The organism is Campylobacter estrildidarum (genome assembly GCF_005406205.1).
Lineage (GTDB): Bacteria > Campylobacterota > Campylobacteria > Campylobacterales > Campylobacteraceae > Campylobacter_D > Campylobacter_D estrildidarum.
This window is the reverse complement of the sequence record NZ_NXLZ01000001.1, coordinates 23,792-41,021: the sequence shown is the minus strand read 5'-3', so window position 1 is coordinate 41,021 and position 17,230 is coordinate 23,792. Positions and strand designations below refer to the sequence as shown.

Genomic DNA, 17,230 nt, shown 5'->3' with positions numbered 1-17,230 from the left:
GTAAAAAATATACAAAATTATAAATTATAGAGATCTTTTTTAACGTAACTGATATTTAAACATCTAAAGCGTGTCAGAAAATAATTATGTTTATATTATTTAAAAAGCTATCTCTTATTTAGGAGATAGCTTTTGTTCTTTTTTCAAGCCAAGCTAAGGCTTTTGGGTGATCTTTTAACTTAGGAGAAAGTTTTTCAAAAACTTCTTTATGATAATTATTTAACCAAGTTTTTTCTTTTTTGTCTAGTAAATTTGTATCAATACAAGATATTTCAAAAGGACAAAGAGTAACGGTTTTAAAATATAAAAATTCTCCAAAATCAGTATTTTTAGGATTTTCTACTTTAGTGTGAATAACTAAGTTTTCAAGCCTTATACCCCATTTATTTACTTTATAAATACCTGGTTCTATAGAGGTTAACATTCCTTCCTTCGCTTTTGTTTTTTCAAGTACAGGAGAAAAATAAGAAAGCACTTGCGGTCCTTCATGCACATTTAAAAAATATCCCACACCGTGCCCTGTACCATGTATATAATCTAATTGTTCTTGCCATAGAGGTGCACGTGTAATAGAATCAAGCAAAGGCATAGCTATATCTTTTGGAAAAATCACGCTTGAAATAGCAATATGTGCCTTTAAAACCAAAGTATAATCATGAATTTGTTCTTCATTTGGTTTTCCTATAGGTACAACACGTGTAATATCTGTTGTGCCATTTTTGTATTGTCCGCCAGAGTCAATAAGTAAAAGCCCATCTTTTTCAAGGTAGGCAAAACTTTCTTTTGTAGCTTTATAGTGTGGATATGCAGCATTTGCATTAAAACCTGCAATGGTTGCAAAACTATCGTTTAAATAATACTCGCTTTGTGCTCTAAATTCGCTAACTTTAGTGTCTATATCTAATTCACTTATTGATTCATTATTTTCTATTGCCTCTTCAAGCCAAGCAAATAATTTGCACAAAGCCACCCCATCTTCTATCATAGCATCTTGTATGTGAGCTATCTCTTTAGCATTTTTAGCTGCTTTTAAATGCGTACTTGGATTAATTTCTTCAATAATCTTTACACTTTTATCTAAAGAGTCAATAAAAAGAGCAGTCATTTTTAAAGGCTCAATAAGTAAATTTGTATTTTGAAGTTTTTTAAGATCTGTAATAATTTCATCATAATTTTTAAGCCAAATTCCATCTAAATTTAGTTTTTTTTCAAGTTCAGAGTCAATTTTTAAAGAATCAACAAAAAGCAAAGCTTTGTCTTCTAGTATAAGTAGATGACTTAGAAATACAGGATTATAATCTACATCATTACCTCTTAAATTTGTAAGCCAAGCTATATCGTCAAGACTAGAAATCAAGTGAGTGTTTGCATTTAAATTTTTCATTTTTTGGCGCACCAATTTTAGTTTTTCCTCTCTTGAATAAGAGCAATAATGAGCTTCGTGTTCGTAAATTCTTTCCTTTGGTAAAGCAGGGCGATCATGCCAAAGTGGAGTGATTAAGTCAATATGTTTCAAACTAGCTTTGCAAGTTTTTTGCAAATCCTTTTTTAAAGATAAAGGACAAAGCGCAAAATCAACACCTAAAATTTGATTTGTATTTAAATTTTTTTCTAACCATTTAGTAAAGGTATTTTTGACATCTTGTTTTTGTAAAACTATTCCACTACCTTGCAATTCTTTATCTGCTTGAAGCCAGTATCTTCCATCTACCCATAAAAAGGCTTCATCTTGTGTTATAAGCACTGTTCCAACAGATCCTGTAAAACCACTTATAAAAATTCTATTTTTATAATACTCTGGTAAATATTCGCTTAAATGTGGATCTGCACTTAAAATCAAATAAGCGTCTATGTTATTTTTTTGCATTAAAGTTCTAAGTTCTGATACTCTTTGTTTGTAAATATTCATTTTTTTCCTTTATTAGTTTTTTAACATCTTATTGATGGGTTTTTTAAGTATAAATAAAATTATAGCAGCGCCAAGTAATATCCACATACATTCTAAAAATAAATTTGGCAAATAAGCTATATTTTCTTTACTTGACTCACCAATAAATCTGGCTAAAGTATTGCTAAAAAGTACTTACTATAAATCCCAGAGCTATAACTTAAGATTTGATAAGCTAAGTGTAATCTTTGTCATTATAGAAAGCATTACAGGTGAAAGACAAAGTTCCTCTTAAGATGGGAAGCGAAAAACTACTTATAAGGTCATCATCAAGAGGTAAAACTAAAATTAATTTTTAGAGTTGCTTGCAAGGTGTCGGCCCAACCATTTAAATTTGATTACATAATTCGAAGCTAGGGTTTTAAAATACCAAACCTGTACTAAAAAGTACTTGTGTAAATTTAACAATGGATGAGATTTCTTTGATTATTTTTTACAATAAATCCAAAAGTACTTATAGATGTAAAAAGTATAACAAATAAACCTCTAAATCATAGAATATGGTCTTATATGTCATTTTTTCGGCAAAAAATAAAAAAGTGTATTGGTACTTATATACTAACCAAAATAAGAAAATGTTAATAAAAGTCTAAAAGCTTATCGTTAAAGCAACCAATTAAAATAGCTTTTTTCTGACTCAAGTAGCTATTTGTAAGTCCGCTTACTTAGTGAAGCAGTATAATTACATTTGCTTCTTCAGTTTTTAAATTTGTACTATTTTTTCTAAATTTGCTATCATAAAAAGATAAGAATAAAGGATGAATTTTATAAAAAGAAAATCTTTCATATAAAGTTCGACTAAAAAGGTTTTAGATTCCTTATATTAGGAGAATTAAAATTTATATATTTTTGTAATATTTTTTACTGTTCGTATAAATTTGTTACTTTTTTATAGAGTTAAAAAAGAAATGTCAAGACTTAATTCTAGATTTAAAGTATTTATATTTTGTATTTCAATCGTATTTAATTGATAATAAAAATCCGAATTTTCCAAAACTTTTATAAAAGACATTAGCTCGTTAAAGTTTCCATAAGCTTCAAGAAATAGTTCATATTTGTTTAATTGATTTTTTTGAGTATTTACTGTTTGGGTAATATTTTTGATGTTAATTTTATTTTTAGATGCAAGTAGATTGATATTATTTAAGTATTGATTATTTTCTTTTCGAAAAGAGTTTAAATATTGTTTATATATTAGTATTTGATTTTGAATTTGTTGCAGTTCTTGATTTAGTTTTTGTATTTTTTGTTCTAAATTTTTATTGTCAAGTTGTTCTTTTTCTGTATTGATATTATCAATGAAAATATCTTGATTAAAAAAGAGATTTGAAAACAAATGATCTGCTTTAAAAGCTAAAAATACAGCCAATAATACTACAATTATGGCAATGAGAACTTTTTCTCTTAGATTTAAATTTTCTAAAAAAAATTCTATTTTATCCATGGATTAACTCTAAAATAATTTGATACAGTGCATCGTTTTTGGATATAAGCTTAAAATCGGTTTTTAAATTTGTAAGAGCATTTTGATAATTTTCTTGATTATTAAATTGTATGATGATGTTGTAATCTTTTAGTTTTAAGCTAGAAATTCCTAAGGAATTTTGATTGAGCCAAGTAAAGATATTTTTTAAAATCAAAGTTTTATCTTTGTTTGGTTTGAAATTTTTTACAATTTCACTCAGTTGGTTAAAATTTTGATCAAGAAGTATTTTTTTATTATAAAGAGTTAAATTTAAGTCTTTGAGTTTTTTTTCTAAGATTATATTTTTTTCTTTTTCTAGTTTGTAAAGCTTATCTTGAGAATTTTTATTTTGAGTTTGCAAGTTTTTATTCTCTTGATAATTTAAAAAATTAACAAAAATTAAAATTCCACTTAAACTTAAAAAGACTAAGAAAAATAAGAAAATTAGTTTCAAATATAAAGGAAATTGTTTTTTAATTGTTTTGATAAAGTTTGCATTTTTATCTAAAAGCGGTATGCTTAATTTTGCAAGCGTATTTTTATTCTGTATGAAAATTTTACAAATAGCTCCATTTTTTTCTAATTCTTTTATTAAATCACTATTTTTAAAACTGATTATAATTTCACTTTCATAGTGTTTTAAAAGTTCTAATATGTGTGTTTTTTCTAAAAATAATTCTAAAGTTTTTTCATATTTAAATTTTTTAAAAGCTTTAAATTTATCTTGTTCATAAAAGCACAAATACACTTCATTTAAATGAATTTCTAAAAAGCAAAAATTATCTTCTTTGATCAAATTATTTTTAAATAAAGGTTTAAAAATCAATGGTTCTGGAAAGCAAAATTGGCTTTTAGGTAAATTTTCAACCGAAGTTAAAAAACAATGATAAATTTCATTCTCTTTCAAGAAAGCTATTTGATAATCAAAAGGAGATTTTTTATGTCACATTCTTTGATTGCTTCTTGAAAGAGTATATCTTCTTCAAATTTACCATTTTTTTGGATATAAACGAGTTTTTCAAAATTTACAATTTCAATTTTATTCTTCATAGTTTAAATTTTTTTTCAAAAAATCTTCATCTTTTTGCCAATTTTTTTTCACTATAACATAAAGATTTAAAAGAATTTTATTTTGAGCTAATTGAGAGATTTTTTTTCTAGCATCTTTACCTATTCGTTTTATAGTTATTCCATCTTTACCTATTAACATAGCTTTATGTGAATGAGTGTCTGTAATGATTTGAGCATCTATAATGATTAAGTTCGATTTTTCTTTGGCTTTAGTGACTATAACTTCGCTAGAGTAGGGTAATTCTTCGCTTAGATTTTCATAAATGCTTTCAAGTATGAAATCCCTGTAAAGTTCTTTTTGGCTACTTGGAGTTAAAAAATCAGGATCATAAAAATATTCGTGCTCATCTAAATATTTTACAATTTCATCAAGCAATAGTTTTTTATAGGTCTTTTTTTTGCAAGAATAAGGGATGATAGCTTTAAAATGATCGCTAAATTTAGCATAATCGTTAAGTTTTTTTAAAAGAGTAGCATTATCGGTTAAATCAACTTTGTTTAAAACGATAATATGAGGAACCTTTGGCTTTAATGTTAAAAATTCTTCATAATTTTTTAAATCATCAAATACGCTTGCCACAAATAAAATCAAATCGCAATCTCCCATGGCTTTTATGGCGCTTTCAACTAACATTTGATTTAAGGTTGCGCTGCTTTTATGTAAACCAGGGGTGTCAATAAAAATAATTTGATCTTTTTCATGCATCACTATGGCTTTGATTTTTCGCCTTGTAGCATTTTGTTTATGAGAAACTAGAGTGATTTTTTCTTCAAGCAAGGAATTAACCAAAGCACTTTTTCCGGCATTGGTTCTTCCTATGATGCTAACAAAGCCACTTTTCACAAAATATACCTAGCTAAATCTTTATTTTCTATAATATCTCCAAGTTTTTCTTCGACCATTTTTTTATCAACGATAAATTTCTTACCCGCGTATTCATCAGCCTCAAAACTTAAGTCTTCAAGAAGTTTTTCTATCACAGTATGCAAGCGTCTTGCGCCTATATCTTGCATTTCTTCATTTGCTTTAGAAGCTATTTTTGCAATTTCTTTTATGGCTTCATCGTCAAATTCAAGTTCTAATTTTTCAGTTTTTAAAAGTTCGGTGTATTGTTTTAAAAGTGAATTTTTAGGACGGGTTAAAATTTCATAAAGAGCTTTATCATCTAAACTATCAAGTTCAACTCTTAAAGGAAAACGTCCTTGAAGTTCTGGAATTAAATCACTTGGTTTACTTAAATGAAAAGCACCTGCAGCGATAAAAAGTATATGATCGGTTTTTAGGGTTCCGATTTTAGTTTGAACGCTAGATCCCTCAACGATTGGCAATAAATCTCTTTGTACTCCTTCTTTACTTGGATCTTGTCGGTTCGAATTTCCGCTTGAAACGGCTATTTTATCGATCTCATCTATAAAAACAATCCCTTCATTTTCTGCTCTTTTTAAAGCTTCACTTTTGATACTTTCTTGATCTAAAATTTTATCTCCAGCTTCGTTTCTTAAAGCATTTTTAGCATCTTTAATTTTCATTTCTTTTTTGACTTTTTTGCTGCCCACACCAATAACCTTAACAATGTCTTGCATTGCCCCCATTTCAGGAGGTAAATTAGGATTAGTATCGAACATACTTTGTGAAATTTCTATTTCTATATTGCTTTCATCTAAATCCCCATTTCTAAGTTTGGTTCTCATTTTTTCAAGGCTATTTTTGTATTCTTCTTGTTTTTCATCGCTAATGCCTTTTGGTAAAGGTGGCAAGAGTTTTTCTAAAATTTTATTTTCAATAAATTCATCGATTTTATCTTTATTTTTTTCTTTTTGCTCATTCTTGACTAAGTTTAAAGCCGCATTGGCTAAATCTCTTACCATACTCTCTACATCACGCCCCACAAAACCCACTTCGGTGTATTTGCTAGCTTCAATTTTTATAAAAGGAAAACCCATCATTTTTGCAAGTCTTCTTGCAATCTCAGTTTTACCAACTCCAGTTGATCCTATCATTAAAATATTTTTTGGCATAATATCATCTTGAAGTTCTGGGCTTAATTGCATTCTTCTGTAACGATTTCTCAAGGCTATAGCGATGATTTTTTTAGCTTTTTTTTGACCGATAACATAATCATCTAAAAATTTGACTATTTCTTTTGGAGTTAAGTTCATTTTTCATCCTCTATTGTATAGGTTTTTATGTTTGTGTTAGTATAAATGCAAATTTCTCCCGCAATTTGTAAGCTTGATTTTACAAGTTCTTCTTCATCTAAGGAAGCGTGTTTTGCTAGAGCTCTTGCAGCTGAAAGTGCATAATTTCCTCCACTTCCTATAGCTGCGATTTCTCCATCTTCAGGTTCTACCACATCGCCAGTTCCTGAGAGTAAAAAAATATGATTTCTATCAAGTACTAGCATCATGGCTTCGAGTTTTCTTAAATATTTATCTTTTCTCCATTCTTTGGAAAAATCTATAGCAGCCTTTAAAAGATCGCCTTTAGAACTTTGTAATAAATTTTCAAACATATCAAAAAGATTAAAAGCATCTGCTGTACTTCCCGCAAAACCTGCTAAAACTTTACCATTGTTAAGTTTTCTAATTTTAACCGCGTTGCCTTTTAAAACCGTATTTCCAAAACTAACTTGTCCATCTCCTCCAATTACGGATTTATTTTTACCTTTATAGGCTAAAATTGTAGTTGCGTGAAACATTATTCTGCCTTTATATCAATTTTAAATTTTGCATGAATTGCATGACCTAATTTTACACTGATTTCGTGAATTCCAAGACTTTTTAAGGTGTCGCACTCTAAACTTTTTTTATCAAGCTCTATATTTTTTTGCTCTTTAAGCGTATGAGCGATTTCATCTTTTGTAACCCCACCAAATAAATTGCCATTGGCTCCAACAGGTTTAAAAATTTCAAGAGTGATTTTACTAAGCTCTTCTTTTAGCTTTTCTAAATTTGCAATTTCAAAGCGTAAATTTTCAGCCTCTTTTTTCTTATCACTTTCATATTTTCTTAAAACTTCTGTTGTAGCAGCTTTAGCTAGTCCTTTTCCGATTAAAAAATTTTGTCCATATCCATCTTTAACTTCTTTAATTTCTCCAGCCTTTCCAAGTCCTTTAACATCTTTAATTAATAATATTTTCATTTTTGTTTCCTTAGTTAAAATTTTCTTCCATTTTTTCCTGCAATGATAAAACGCAAAGCATTGAGTTTTATGAATCCAGCTGCATCTTTTTGATTATAAACTTCATCTTCTTCAAAAGTGCAATAAGCTGTATTAAATAAACTATCGTTTGCGCTTTCGCGACCTCTAATTATGACATTGCCTTTATAAAGTTCAATGCTGACTTTTCCATTAACGTATTTTTGCGATTCGTCAATTAACGCTTGAAGCATTAGCCTTTCAGGGGAAAACCAATATCCATTATAAATTAAATTTGCATATTTTGGCATTAACTCGTCTTTTAAATGCGCAGCTTCTCTATCAAGAGTAATACTTTCAATAGTTCTATGAGCTTTTAAAAGTATAGTTCCTCCTGGAGTTTCATAACAACCTCGACTTTTCATTCCAACATAGCGGTTTTCAACCATATCAAGGCGACCAATACCATGTTTTGCACCTAGTTGATTTAGCTGAATTAAAAGTTTTGCTGGTGAAAGTTTTTTTTCATTGATTGCAATGAGATCTCCTTTTTGAAATTCAAGCTCTATAATTTCACTTTCATTCGGAGCTTCTTTTGGATTTTTTGTCCATCTCCACATATCATCTTCTGGAAAACAAGCTGGATCTTCTAAAACAAGTCCTTCATAGGAAATATGAAGTAAATTTGCATCCATAGAATAAGGGGATTTACCTTTTTTTTTGGAAATATCTATGCCGTGTTTTTGAGCATACGCTAAAAGTTTTTCTCTGCTATTTAAATCCCATTCTCTCCATGGTGCTATGATTTTTAAATTTGGGTTAAAAGCTAAATAACCTAATTCAAAACGCACCTGATCATTTCCTTTGCCTGTGGCACCGTGGCTAACCGCATCTGCTTTGGTTTGGATAGCAATTTGTGCTTGAGTTTTTGCAATCAACGGACGTGCTATACTTGTTCCTAATAAGTACTCTCCTTCATAGAGTGCATTTGCTCTAAACATAGGAAATACATAATCTTTAACAAATTCATCTTTTAAATCCTTAATGAAAATATTTTCTTCTTTAATTCCTAAGGCAAGAGCTTTTTGTCTAGCGGGTTCTAGTTCTTCTCCTTGTCCGATATCGGCTGTAAAAGTTATAACTTCACACTTGTATTCATCCTGAAGCCATTTTAAAATAATGCTCGTATCAAGACCACCAGAATATGCTAAAACAACTTTTTTTATTTCATTTTTCATAAAATAGATTTCCTCGATTTTTGCGTTATAAAACTTTATTATAGATGCATTGTATCTAAAATTTTATTAAAGATTTAAGAATTTAATTAAAATTTTATCTCATAAGCAAAATATGTTCCAAAATTTGATTTTTTTTGCTAAAATTCATTCTTATGAGAGTGGATAAATTTTTAAATGTGGTAAATATTACCAAAAGAAGAGCAATTTCTGAAGATATGTGTAAAAGTGGGGTTGTAGGGATTAATGGTAATATTGTTAAAGCAAGTAAAGAGGTAAAGATAGGAGATATCATTAGCTTGCATTTTATGGAATATACTCAAGAATATAAAGTTTTAGCTATACCAACGATGAAAAGCATTCCTAAAAACGCTCAAAATCAATATGTAGAAAAGCTATGAAAGAAATAATTTTAAGCCAAAGCGAACTAGATAAACTTTTAATCGATCTGCCAAAAAATGGAGTGGTTTTGTTGCAAGGAGATTTAGCTAGTGGAAAGACTAGTTTAGTTCAAGCTTGGGTTAAATTTTTAAATTTAGGCGACCAAGTGACTTCTCCAACTTTTTCTATCATGCAAAAATATCAAAATGAAAATATTTGTGTATATCATTATGATATCTATCAAAAAGGATTAGATGGGCTTTTAAAGAACGGCTTGTTTGATAATTTATTTGAAGAAGGTTTGCATTTGGTAGAATGGGGAGATGAGGAGCTAAGAAATCAATTATTACAATTTGGAATTTCAAGCACGGTAATTAAAATTAGCGTTGAAAACAATAAAAGAAAGTATGAAATTTTATGAGTAAGTTAGAGATATTGAATTTAGAGAAAATCATCAAAAAAACTAAAATCATACAAGATATATCTTTAGAATTAAATAGCGGAGAAGTTGTCGGACTTTTAGGACCTAATGGAGCAGGAAAAACAACCACTTTTTATATGATATGTGGATTGATTTCTCCAAGTAGCGGCAGAGTGCTTCTTGATGGCTTAGATATTACAAAAGAACCTTTAAATAAGCGTGCAAGAAAAGGAATAGGGTATTTGCCACAAGAAAGTAGTATTTTTAAAGATTTAAGTGTGGAAGATAATTTGCTTTTAGCTGCGCAAATTTTTTACGAAGACAAGGAAGTTTTAAACGAAAAAGTAGAGCAAATGCTTGAACTTTTGAGCATAGAACCGATTCGCTTAAGAAAGGGATTAAGTTTAAGTGGTGGTGAAAGAAGACGTTGTGAGTTGGCAAGGAGTTTAATGTGTGAACCTAAATTTTTACTTCTTGATGAACCTTTTGCTGGAGTTGATCCTATTGCGGTTTCTGAAATTCAAGCTTTAATTAAAGAGCTTAAAAAACTCAATATTGGAGTTTTAATTACAGATCACAATGTACGTGAGACTTTAGCTATTTGTGATAGGGCGTATGTTATTCGTTCAGGTTCTTTATTGGCAAGTGGAAATGCTGAAGAAATTGCCAATAATAAAGATGTAAAAAAATACTACTTAGGAGCGGAGTTTAAACTCCTAGACTGATGTTAAAGCAAAAGATTACTCAAAGTGCAAAAACAAAAATTTCTCAAACTTTGCGTTCTTGGCTTCCTATTTTACAAGCAAATATAGAAGATTTAAAAGAAAATTTGGATAAATTTGCAGAAGAAAACCCTTTTTTAAGTGTTCAAGATGCGATTAAAACTTCTGAAAAAGGAAAGAGTTATTTTGATTCTTTTTATAAAAATAATACAAATTCTACTATGATTGAAAGCATGGGGGTCGGTAAAAAAAGTGTTTATGAGCTTTTAAATGAACAAATTATCCCTCCACTTTTTCCTACAAAAAAATCTCAAGATATTGCAAATAAAATCATACAATGTTTAAATCATGAAGGGTATTTTGAATTTGATGAAGAAATTATGCAAGATGTGGACGAAAAAGATCTTGAAAATATAAGAATGCGTTTTAAATTCTTAGATCCTATAGGGGTGGGTGCTAAAGATTATAAAGAAGCTTTTTTATTTGCCCTTGAAAATGAAGATCTCGATGAAGAACTTTACGATTTTTGTAAAATGCTAATATTAGATTTTGAGAACATACAAGATTACACGAAAGAAAAAAAATATACTCAAGCAATTGCTGCTATCAAAAAATTCAGTATTCCTCCATTTTTAGAATATTTTGAAGATTCTCAAGCTATTATTCCAGATATCTTTATTTTTCGTGAAAATAATGAAATTAAAGTAAAAATTAACGATGAGTATTATCCTGAAATTTCTATAGAAACAGATGGGATTAATCATGAATATTTAGCACATTATATTAAAGAGGCTAAAAATTTAGTAGATGCTTTGGCTATGCGAAAAGCAACTTTATATAAAATTGGATTGATGATAGTAGAACATCAATATGATTTTTTTATAGGTAAAGACATTAAACCTATGACTTTAAAAGATATTGCTGAAGATCTCGATCGTAATGCCTCTACAGTTTCAAGAGCGATTGCAAATAAATATTTAAGTTGCGAAAGAGGATTGATTCCTTTGAAAGATTTTTTTGCTTTTGCGCTTGATGAAGAGGGAGAAACTTCCAATACTAGTGTTAAAGATTTTATTGCAAATTTAGTTAAAAATGAAAATCGCTTAAAACCTTTAAGTGATAGTAAAATTTTAAAACTTATACAAGATGAATTTAAAATCGATATAGGGCGTCGTACAGTTACGAAATATCGAAAACATCTCAATATTGCAAGTTCTACAGATAGAAAAAAACTTTACGAGCTTGAAGGATAAACTTTAAGACTTCTTATATTTAATTTTTATTTATATTATTTAATAAATATTATATTTATTTTTAAATTATGATACAATTGTGCAATTGTTTTTTATAATTTAAAAAGGGATTGATTATGGATTTTTTAATTGATCTTAGCGAAGGATGGCAATTTTTTATTCAAATTGTAGTTATATTAGTTTGTCTTTTTTATGGAGCTAAGAAAGGTGGAATAGCTCTCGGTTTATTAGGCGGTATAGGCATTTTGATGCTAGTTTTTGTTTTTCATATAAAGCCTGGAAAACCTGCAATTGATGTTATGCTCACTATTTTAGCTGTAGTAGTTGCAAGTGCAACTTTACAAGCAAGTGGTGGTTTAGATGTTATGCTTCAAATTGCTGAAAAAATTTTAAGAAAAAATCCTAAATTTTTGACTATTTTAGCTCCTTTTGTAACTTGTTTTTTAACGATGCTTTGCGGAACAGGACATGTGGTATATACTATTATGCCTATTATTTATGATATTGCAATTAAAAATGGTATTCGCCCAGAACGTCCTATGGCAGCAGCTTCTATATCTTCACAAATGGGAATTATAGCAAGTCCGGTTTCTGTAGCGGTTGTAAGTTTAACCGCTTTACTTTTAAATGCTTCTCATAAGCTAGTTGGCTTTGATGGTTATATTAATTTACTTCAAATCACTATACCTAGTACTCTTATAGGAGTTTTATGTGTTGGAGTGTTTTCTTGGTTTAGAGGTAAAGATTTAGATAAAGATGAGGTTTTTCAAGAAAAATTGAAAGATTCTGAGTTTAAAAAGTATGTTTACGGTGACTCTAAAACTCTTTTAAATATTAAATTACCTATAGGTAATTGGATTGCGATGTGGATTTTTATAGCCGCTATTTGTTTGGTAGCTATTATTGGTATATTTGATAGTTTAAAACCTAACTGGGGTCAAAAAATGATATATCAAACACATATTAATAATACCATAGAATGGACATTAAATGGAGAAAATAAGGGTATTATTGATCTTAAAAAATTAGGTTTAAAACCGGATAAAAGTCAAATAAATACCTTGGAAGAAAATTCTAAAATTGTAGCTATTCCTCAAAAAGATAAGCTTGGAAATCCAAGTTATAATTACATTTCTATGGTGTCAATCATTCAAATGTTTATGCTTTTAGCGGGTGCTTTGATTATTATTTTTACAAAAACTGATGTAAAAAAAGTCAGTTCAAATGAAATTTTTAAGTCAGGAATGGTAGCTCTTGTTGCAGTTTTTGGAATTTCTTGGATGGCGGATACTATGTTTGCAGTTCATACCCCTATGATGAAGGCTTTGCTAGGAGATATAGTTAGAGAGCATCCTTGGACTTATGCTTTAATGCTTCTTTTAATTTCTAAATTTGTAAATTCTCAAGCAGCAGCTATTTCAGCTTTTGTTCCTTTATCTTTAGGAATTGGCGTTGAGCCAGGTATTATTATAGCTTTTGCGGCTGCTTGCTATGGGTATTATATTTTACCAACTTATCCAAGTGATTTAGCAACCATACAATTTGATCGATCAGGAACGACTCGTATTGGTAAATTTATTATTAATCATAGTTTTATTTTACCAGGGCTTATTGGTGTAACAGCTTCTTGTGTAGCAGGTTATTTTATCGCAATGATAGCTGGATATCTTTAAAATGTTTAAAGCAAATTATAAGTCTAGCAAGGATAGAATTAAAACCCTTTATATGTAATGATTTTTATTAATAGGATTTATAATGATCTTTTTATTGATTTTAAGTTTAGCACTTGCTTGTTATCTTTTTTATGCACTTTTGTATCCTGAAAAATTTTAAAGGAAAAATATGTTGGAAATTGTGGTAATACTTCTTATATCTTTTATTTTATCTTTAATTTTTGGACGTTACTTATATAAAATTACTAATTTTAAAAAAACTATTTTTGATTTTATTTTTAATCCTATAGATGATTTGATTTATAAAATTTGTACTGTTGATAGAAAAAATATGACTTGGAAACAGTATTCTTTACATTTGTGTATTTTTAATTTTTTAGCAGCTATTTTTTCTTTTGTTATTTTTTTATTACAAGATAGAATTTTTTTAAATCCTAATTCTATAAAATCTATGCCTTTAGATTTGAGTTTAAATACCGCCATTAGTTTTATTACTAATACTAATTTACAGCATTATAGTGGAGAAAATGCTTTAAGTTTATTTTCTCAAAGCACAGGAATATTGCTTACTATGTTTGTTTCAGGTGTGAGTGGTTGTTGTGCTTGTATGGCTTTTTGCAGGGCATTTTGTGGTATGCAAATGGGAAATTATTATGAAGATTTCACTCGTATAATGACGCGTTTAGTACTTCCTTTAAGTTTTATCATTTCTTTAATTTTTATTTCGCAGGGTGTAGTGCAAAATTATGATTCTAATTTTCACCTTATAACTTTAGAGAATAAAATCCAAGCTGTTGCTACAGGCCCAGTTGCTGCTATTGAATCTATCAAACATCTAGGAACCAATGGTGGAGGATTTTTTGGAGCTAACTCCAGTATGCCTTTTGAAAATCCTAACGCTTTAACAAATCTTATACAAATTTTATCCATGATGCTTATTCCAAGCTCTTGTGTTGTAGCTTTTGGTTTGATGATTCATCATAGAAAAGAAAATCAAGGCTTTGTTTTAATGGGTAAGCAAGGTGGAGTCATTTTTGGAGCCATGAGTCTTATTTTCTTAATTTCTTTAATTATAATTTATCATGCTGAAACTATGCCAAATCCTAATTTATCTTCTTTAGATTTAAATCAAACCTCGGGAAATTTGGAAGGCAAGGAATTAAGATTTGGAACTAATTTATCTAGTCTGTTTAGCGCTGTTACAACCGCTTTTACAACTGGAAGTGTTAATAATATGCACGATAGCTTAAATCCCTTAAGTATAGGAGCTACTATGCTTAACATGATGCTTAATGTTGCTTTTGGTGGCGATGGTGTTGGACTTATGAATATGATGATTTATGTTATTTTATGTGTGTTTATTTGTGCTTTGATGATAGGAAGAACTCCAGAATTTTTAGGAAAAAAAATAGAAAGCAAACAGATGAAACTCATTGCCTTAGCTATTTTAATACATCCTTTATTGATTCTTGTTTTAAGTGCTTTGGGAGTAATTTTTGCAAAAGATAGCATCTCAAATCCTAGCTTTCATGGTTTAGCTCAAATTTTATATGAATTTACATCTGCAACTGCAAACAATGGATCTGGGCTTGAAGGCTTAAAAGATAATAATTTATTTTGGAATTTAAGCACAGCTTTTGCTATGTTTTGTGGACGTTATCTTATTTTGATTATACAATTAGCTATAGCAGGATCATTTTTAAGTCAAAAAACTCAAGAAAATAATACAAATACTTTAAAAACAGATACTTTAACTTTCATGTTTGTTTTAATTTGCATCGTTTATATTTTTGCGGCATTAACTTTTTTTCCAGTATTAACACTTTCTAGTGTAGCAGAATACTTATCTTTATGGCATTAAATAAGGAGAACTAATGTCTAAAAAACAAAATAAACTTATCACAAAAGAGATTTTAAATACTGCAATTAAGGGAGCGTTTTTAAAATTCGATCCGCGTTTTATGGTAAAAAATCCTACAATGTTTATTGTTGAGATTGGTTTTATGATTACTTTGATTTTAAGTTTATTTCCTACTTTATTTGGAGGAGATGATCAAGAAAGAATTTATAATATTTTAATCACCTTGGTACTTTTTATCACTTTATTGTTTGCAAATTTTGCAGAAAGTATAGCAGAGGGTAGAGGTAAGGCACAAGCAGCCACTTTAAAGCAAAGTAAAAAAGACTTTAAAGCAAGGCTTATTAAAAACGATGGCAGTGAAGAAATGCTAAGTGCTAGTAAATTAAAAATCGGAGACATCGTTTTAGTTCAAGCAGGAGAACTTATACCTAATGACGGAGAGGTTATTGAAGGAGCGGCTAGTGTCGATGAATCAGCTATTACTGGAGAAAGTGCACCTGTGATGCGTGAAGCAGGAGGTGATTTTTCTTCTGTAACGGGTGGAACGACAGTTTTAACAGATTTTTTAAAAATTAAGATTTTAGTAGGTGCTGGAGAAAGCTTTTTAGATAAAATGATAGGTTTGGTTGAAGGTGCTGCACGTCAAAAAACACCTAATGAAATTGCATTAAATATTCTTTTGATTGTTCTTAGTCTTAGCTTTTTAGTTGTAGTTGTAAGCTTGTATCCTTTTATACAATTTTTAAATGTCAATTTGCCTATTTCTTGGCTGGTTGCTTTGCTTGTATGTTTAATCCCTACAACTATAGGAGGACTCCTTTCAGCTATAGGTATAGCAGGAATGGATAGAGTAACTCGTTTTAATGTAATAGCACTTTCTGGAAAAGCAGTAGAAAGTTGTGGTGATGTTGATACTATGATCTTAGACAAAACTGGCACCATTACTTTCGGTAATCGTTTGGCTGATGAATTTTATGAAGTTGAAGGAATTGATAAGAATAAATTAATCCGTGCTTGTTTATTATCTTCTTTAAAAGATGAAACTCCAGAAGGTAAAAGTATTGTTACATTGGCAAGTAAAATGGGTTTTCAGTGTAACCAAGAAGAAATTAAAGAAGTGATTGAATTTAATGCTCAAAATAGAATGAGTGGGGTTAATTTAAAAGATGGCACTCAAATTCGTAAAGGAGCTTTTGACACTATCAAGGTTTATATTGATGAAATGGGTGGAGAAATTCCAAGTGATTTAGAAGAAAAAGTCATGCAAATTTCAAATCTTGGAGGAACTCCTTTAGTAGTGAGTCAGAATAAAGAAATTTTAGGAGTGATTTACTTAAAAGATACCGTAAAACCAGGGCTTAAGGAACGATTTGCTAAATTAAGAAAAATGGGCATAAAAACTCTTATGTGTACAGGGGATAATCCCTTAACAGCAGCTACAATAGCCAAAGAAGCTGGACTTGATGGATTTATAGCAGAATGTAAACCAGAAGATAAAATAGAAGCTATAAAAAAAGAACAAGCTGAAGGTAAAATTGTTGCAATGACAGGAGATGGTACCAATGATGCTCCAGCACTCGCACAAGCTGATGTGGGAATAGCGATGAATTCAGGAACAGCAGCCGCTAAAGAAGCTGCAAATATGATTGATCTTGACTCTAACCCTACAAAAATTTTAGAAATTGTTGAAATAGGAAAGGGTTTATTGATCACTAGAGGAAGTTTGACAACCTTTAGTATGGCTAATGACATTGCTAAATATTTTGCCATTTTACCAGCTATGTTTAGCGTGGTTTTGCCACAGATGCAAATTTTAAATATTATGCATTTAGCAACTCCGCAAAGTGCTATTTTATCAGCATTGATTTTTAATGCTATTATCATTCCTTTGCTGATACCTATTGCTATGCGTGGTGTTAAATTTAGACCTATGAAAAGTGAAATGTTGCTTTTAAGAAATCTAGGAATTTATGGAATAGGAGGGATTATTGCTCCTTTTATTGGTATTAAAATTATCGATATTCCTACGGCTTGGTTTTTAGGAATTTTAGGAGTTTGATT

The 17,230-nt window shown here is 29.5% G+C and carries 15 protein-coding genes and 1 pseudogene; 8 read left to right on the top strand and 8 right to left on the bottom strand.

All coding sequences use genetic code 11. The features are described from left to right. Positions 1-118: 118 nt before the first annotated feature. From CQA69_RS00200 to CQA69_RS00160, 8 genes are all read right to left on the bottom strand, one after another. Entirely contained in the window at positions 119-1,909 is a 1,791-nt protein-coding gene (locus CQA69_RS00200) for an aminopeptidase P family protein (protein WP_137619827.1), read from the bottom strand. Between the two features lie 928 nt (positions 1,910-2,837). After that, entirely contained in the window at positions 2,838-3,392 is a 555-nt protein-coding gene (locus tag CQA69_RS00190; protein WP_137619826.1) for a hypothetical protein, read from the bottom strand. Next, a complete protein-coding gene (locus CQA69_RS00185; RefSeq protein WP_137619825.1) occupies positions 3,385-4,320 on the bottom strand; it encodes a hypothetical protein in 936 nt (311 codons plus the stop codon). The genes CQA69_RS00190 and CQA69_RS00185 overlap by 8 nt, the downstream gene beginning before the upstream one ends. A gap of 132 nt (positions 4,321-4,452) precedes the next feature. After that, positions 4,453-5,328, bottom strand: coding sequence for a GTPase Era (era, locus tag CQA69_RS00180; RefSeq protein WP_137619824.1), 876 nt, complete (start codon positions 5,326-5,328; stop codon positions 4,453-4,455). Then, the gene (gene hslU, locus CQA69_RS00175; protein ID WP_137619823.1) at positions 5,325-6,644 is read right to left on the bottom strand and encodes an ATP-dependent protease ATPase subunit HslU; all 1,320 of its coding nucleotides are present in this window, start codon (positions 6,642-6,644) and stop codon (positions 5,325-5,327) included. The genes era and hslU overlap by 4 nt, the downstream gene beginning before the upstream one ends. Beyond that, the gene (gene hslV / locus CQA69_RS00170) at positions 6,641-7,183 is read right to left on the bottom strand and encodes an ATP-dependent protease subunit HslV (protein WP_137619822.1); all 543 of its coding nucleotides are present in this window, start codon (positions 7,181-7,183) and stop codon (positions 6,641-6,643) included. The genes hslU and hslV overlap by 4 nt, the downstream gene beginning before the upstream one ends. Then, the gene (rplI, locus tag CQA69_RS00165) at positions 7,183-7,626 is read right to left on the bottom strand and encodes a 50S ribosomal protein L9 (protein WP_137619821.1); all 444 of its coding nucleotides are present in this window, start codon (positions 7,624-7,626) and stop codon (positions 7,183-7,185) included. Before rplI ends, hslV begins: the two co-directional genes overlap by 1 nt. Before the next feature lie 14 nt (positions 7,627-7,640). After that, positions 7,641-8,861 (bottom strand): argininosuccinate synthase, encoded by a 1,221-nt coding sequence (locus tag CQA69_RS00160; RefSeq protein WP_137619820.1) that lies wholly within the window; start codon positions 8,859-8,861, stop codon positions 7,641-7,643. 152 nt (positions 8,862-9,013) lie between these two features. Here CQA69_RS00160 and CQA69_RS00155 point away from each other — a divergent pair, with 152 nt between their 5' ends. From CQA69_RS00155 to kdpB, 8 genes and pseudogenes are all read left to right on the top strand, one after another. Next, on the top strand, positions 9,014-9,259 hold the full coding sequence (locus CQA69_RS00155; protein WP_137619819.1) for an RNA-binding S4 domain-containing protein: 246 nt from the start codon (positions 9,014-9,016) through the stop codon (positions 9,257-9,259). Then, positions 9,256-9,660, top strand: a complete 405-nt coding sequence (tsaE, locus tag CQA69_RS00150) for a tRNA (adenosine(37)-N6)-threonylcarbamoyltransferase complex ATPase subunit type 1 TsaE (RefSeq protein ID WP_137619818.1) — start codon at positions 9,256-9,258, stop codon at positions 9,658-9,660. The genes CQA69_RS00155 and tsaE overlap by 4 nt, the downstream gene beginning before the upstream one ends. Beyond that, complete coding sequence (lptB, locus tag CQA69_RS00145) at positions 9,657-10,385, top strand: LPS export ABC transporter ATP-binding protein (RefSeq protein ID WP_137619817.1); 729 nt, start codon at positions 9,657-9,659, stop codon at positions 10,383-10,385. Before tsaE ends, lptB begins: the two co-directional genes overlap by 4 nt. Continuing rightward, complete coding sequence (locus CQA69_RS00140; RefSeq protein ID WP_137619816.1) at positions 10,385-11,635, top strand: RNA polymerase factor sigma-54; 1,251 nt, start codon at positions 10,385-10,387, stop codon at positions 11,633-11,635. Before lptB ends, CQA69_RS00140 begins: the two co-directional genes overlap by 1 nt. Positions 11,636-11,751: 116 nt before the next feature. Beyond that, on the top strand, positions 11,752-13,308 hold the full coding sequence (locus CQA69_RS00135) for an anaerobic C4-dicarboxylate transporter (RefSeq protein ID WP_137619815.1): 1,557 nt from the start codon (positions 11,752-11,754) through the stop codon (positions 13,306-13,308). Between the two features lie 82 nt (positions 13,309-13,390). Further along, positions 13,391-13,468 (top strand): annotated as a pseudogene (kdpF, locus tag CQA69_RS00130) (K(+)-transporting ATPase subunit F); the annotation flags it as partial. A gap of 9 nt (positions 13,469-13,477) precedes the next feature. Continuing rightward, positions 13,478-15,169 carry a potassium-transporting ATPase subunit KdpA gene (gene kdpA / locus CQA69_RS00125; RefSeq protein WP_137619814.1) on the top strand — a complete coding sequence of 564 codons (1,692 nt, stop codon included), beginning with the start codon at positions 13,478-13,480 and terminating at the stop codon, positions 15,167-15,169. A gap of 13 nt (positions 15,170-15,182) precedes the next feature. Beyond that, complete coding sequence (kdpB, locus tag CQA69_RS00120; protein WP_137619813.1) at positions 15,183-17,228, top strand: potassium-transporting ATPase subunit KdpB; 2,046 nt, start codon at positions 15,183-15,185, stop codon at positions 17,226-17,228. Positions 17,229-17,230 lie beyond the last annotated feature (2 nt).

Coding starts and splice junctions, on each gene's coding strand:
- CQA69_RS00190 (WP_137619826.1), bottom strand. CDS start 3,392: ATGGATAAAATAGAATTTTTTTTAGAAAATTTAAATCTAAGAGAAAAA.
- kdpA (WP_137619814.1), top strand. CDS start 13,478: ATGTTGGAAATTGTGGTAATACTTCTTATATCTTTTATTTTATCTTTA.
- rplI (WP_137619821.1), bottom strand. CDS start 7,626: ATGAAAATATTATTAATTAAAGATGTTAAAGGACTTGGAAAGGCTGGA.
- lptB (WP_137619817.1), top strand. CDS start 9,657: ATGAGTAAGTTAGAGATATTGAATTTAGAGAAAATCATCAAAAAAACT.
- CQA69_RS00160 (WP_137619820.1), bottom strand. CDS start 8,861: ATGAAAAATGAAATAAAAAAAGTTGTTTTAGCATATTCTGGTGGTCTT.
- CQA69_RS00140 (WP_137619816.1), top strand. CDS start 10,385: ATGTTAAAGCAAAAGATTACTCAAAGTGCAAAAACAAAAATTTCTCAA.
- CQA69_RS00155 (WP_137619819.1), top strand. CDS start 9,014: ATGAGAGTGGATAAATTTTTAAATGTGGTAAATATTACCAAAAGAAGA.
- tsaE (WP_137619818.1), top strand. CDS start 9,256: ATGAAAGAAATAATTTTAAGCCAAAGCGAACTAGATAAACTTTTAATC.
- hslV (WP_137619822.1), bottom strand. CDS start 7,183: ATGTTTCACGCAACTACAATTTTAGCCTATAAAGGTAAAAATAAATCC.
- CQA69_RS00135 (WP_137619815.1), top strand. CDS start 11,752: ATGGATTTTTTAATTGATCTTAGCGAAGGATGGCAATTTTTTATTCAA.
- hslU (WP_137619823.1), bottom strand. CDS start 6,644: ATGAACTTAACTCCAAAAGAAATAGTCAAATTTTTAGATGATTATGTT.
- CQA69_RS00200 (WP_137619827.1), bottom strand. CDS start 1,909: ATGAATATTTACAAACAAAGAGTATCAGAACTTAGAACTTTAATGCAA.
- kdpB (WP_137619813.1), top strand. CDS start 15,183: ATGTCTAAAAAACAAAATAAACTTATCACAAAAGAGATTTTAAATACT.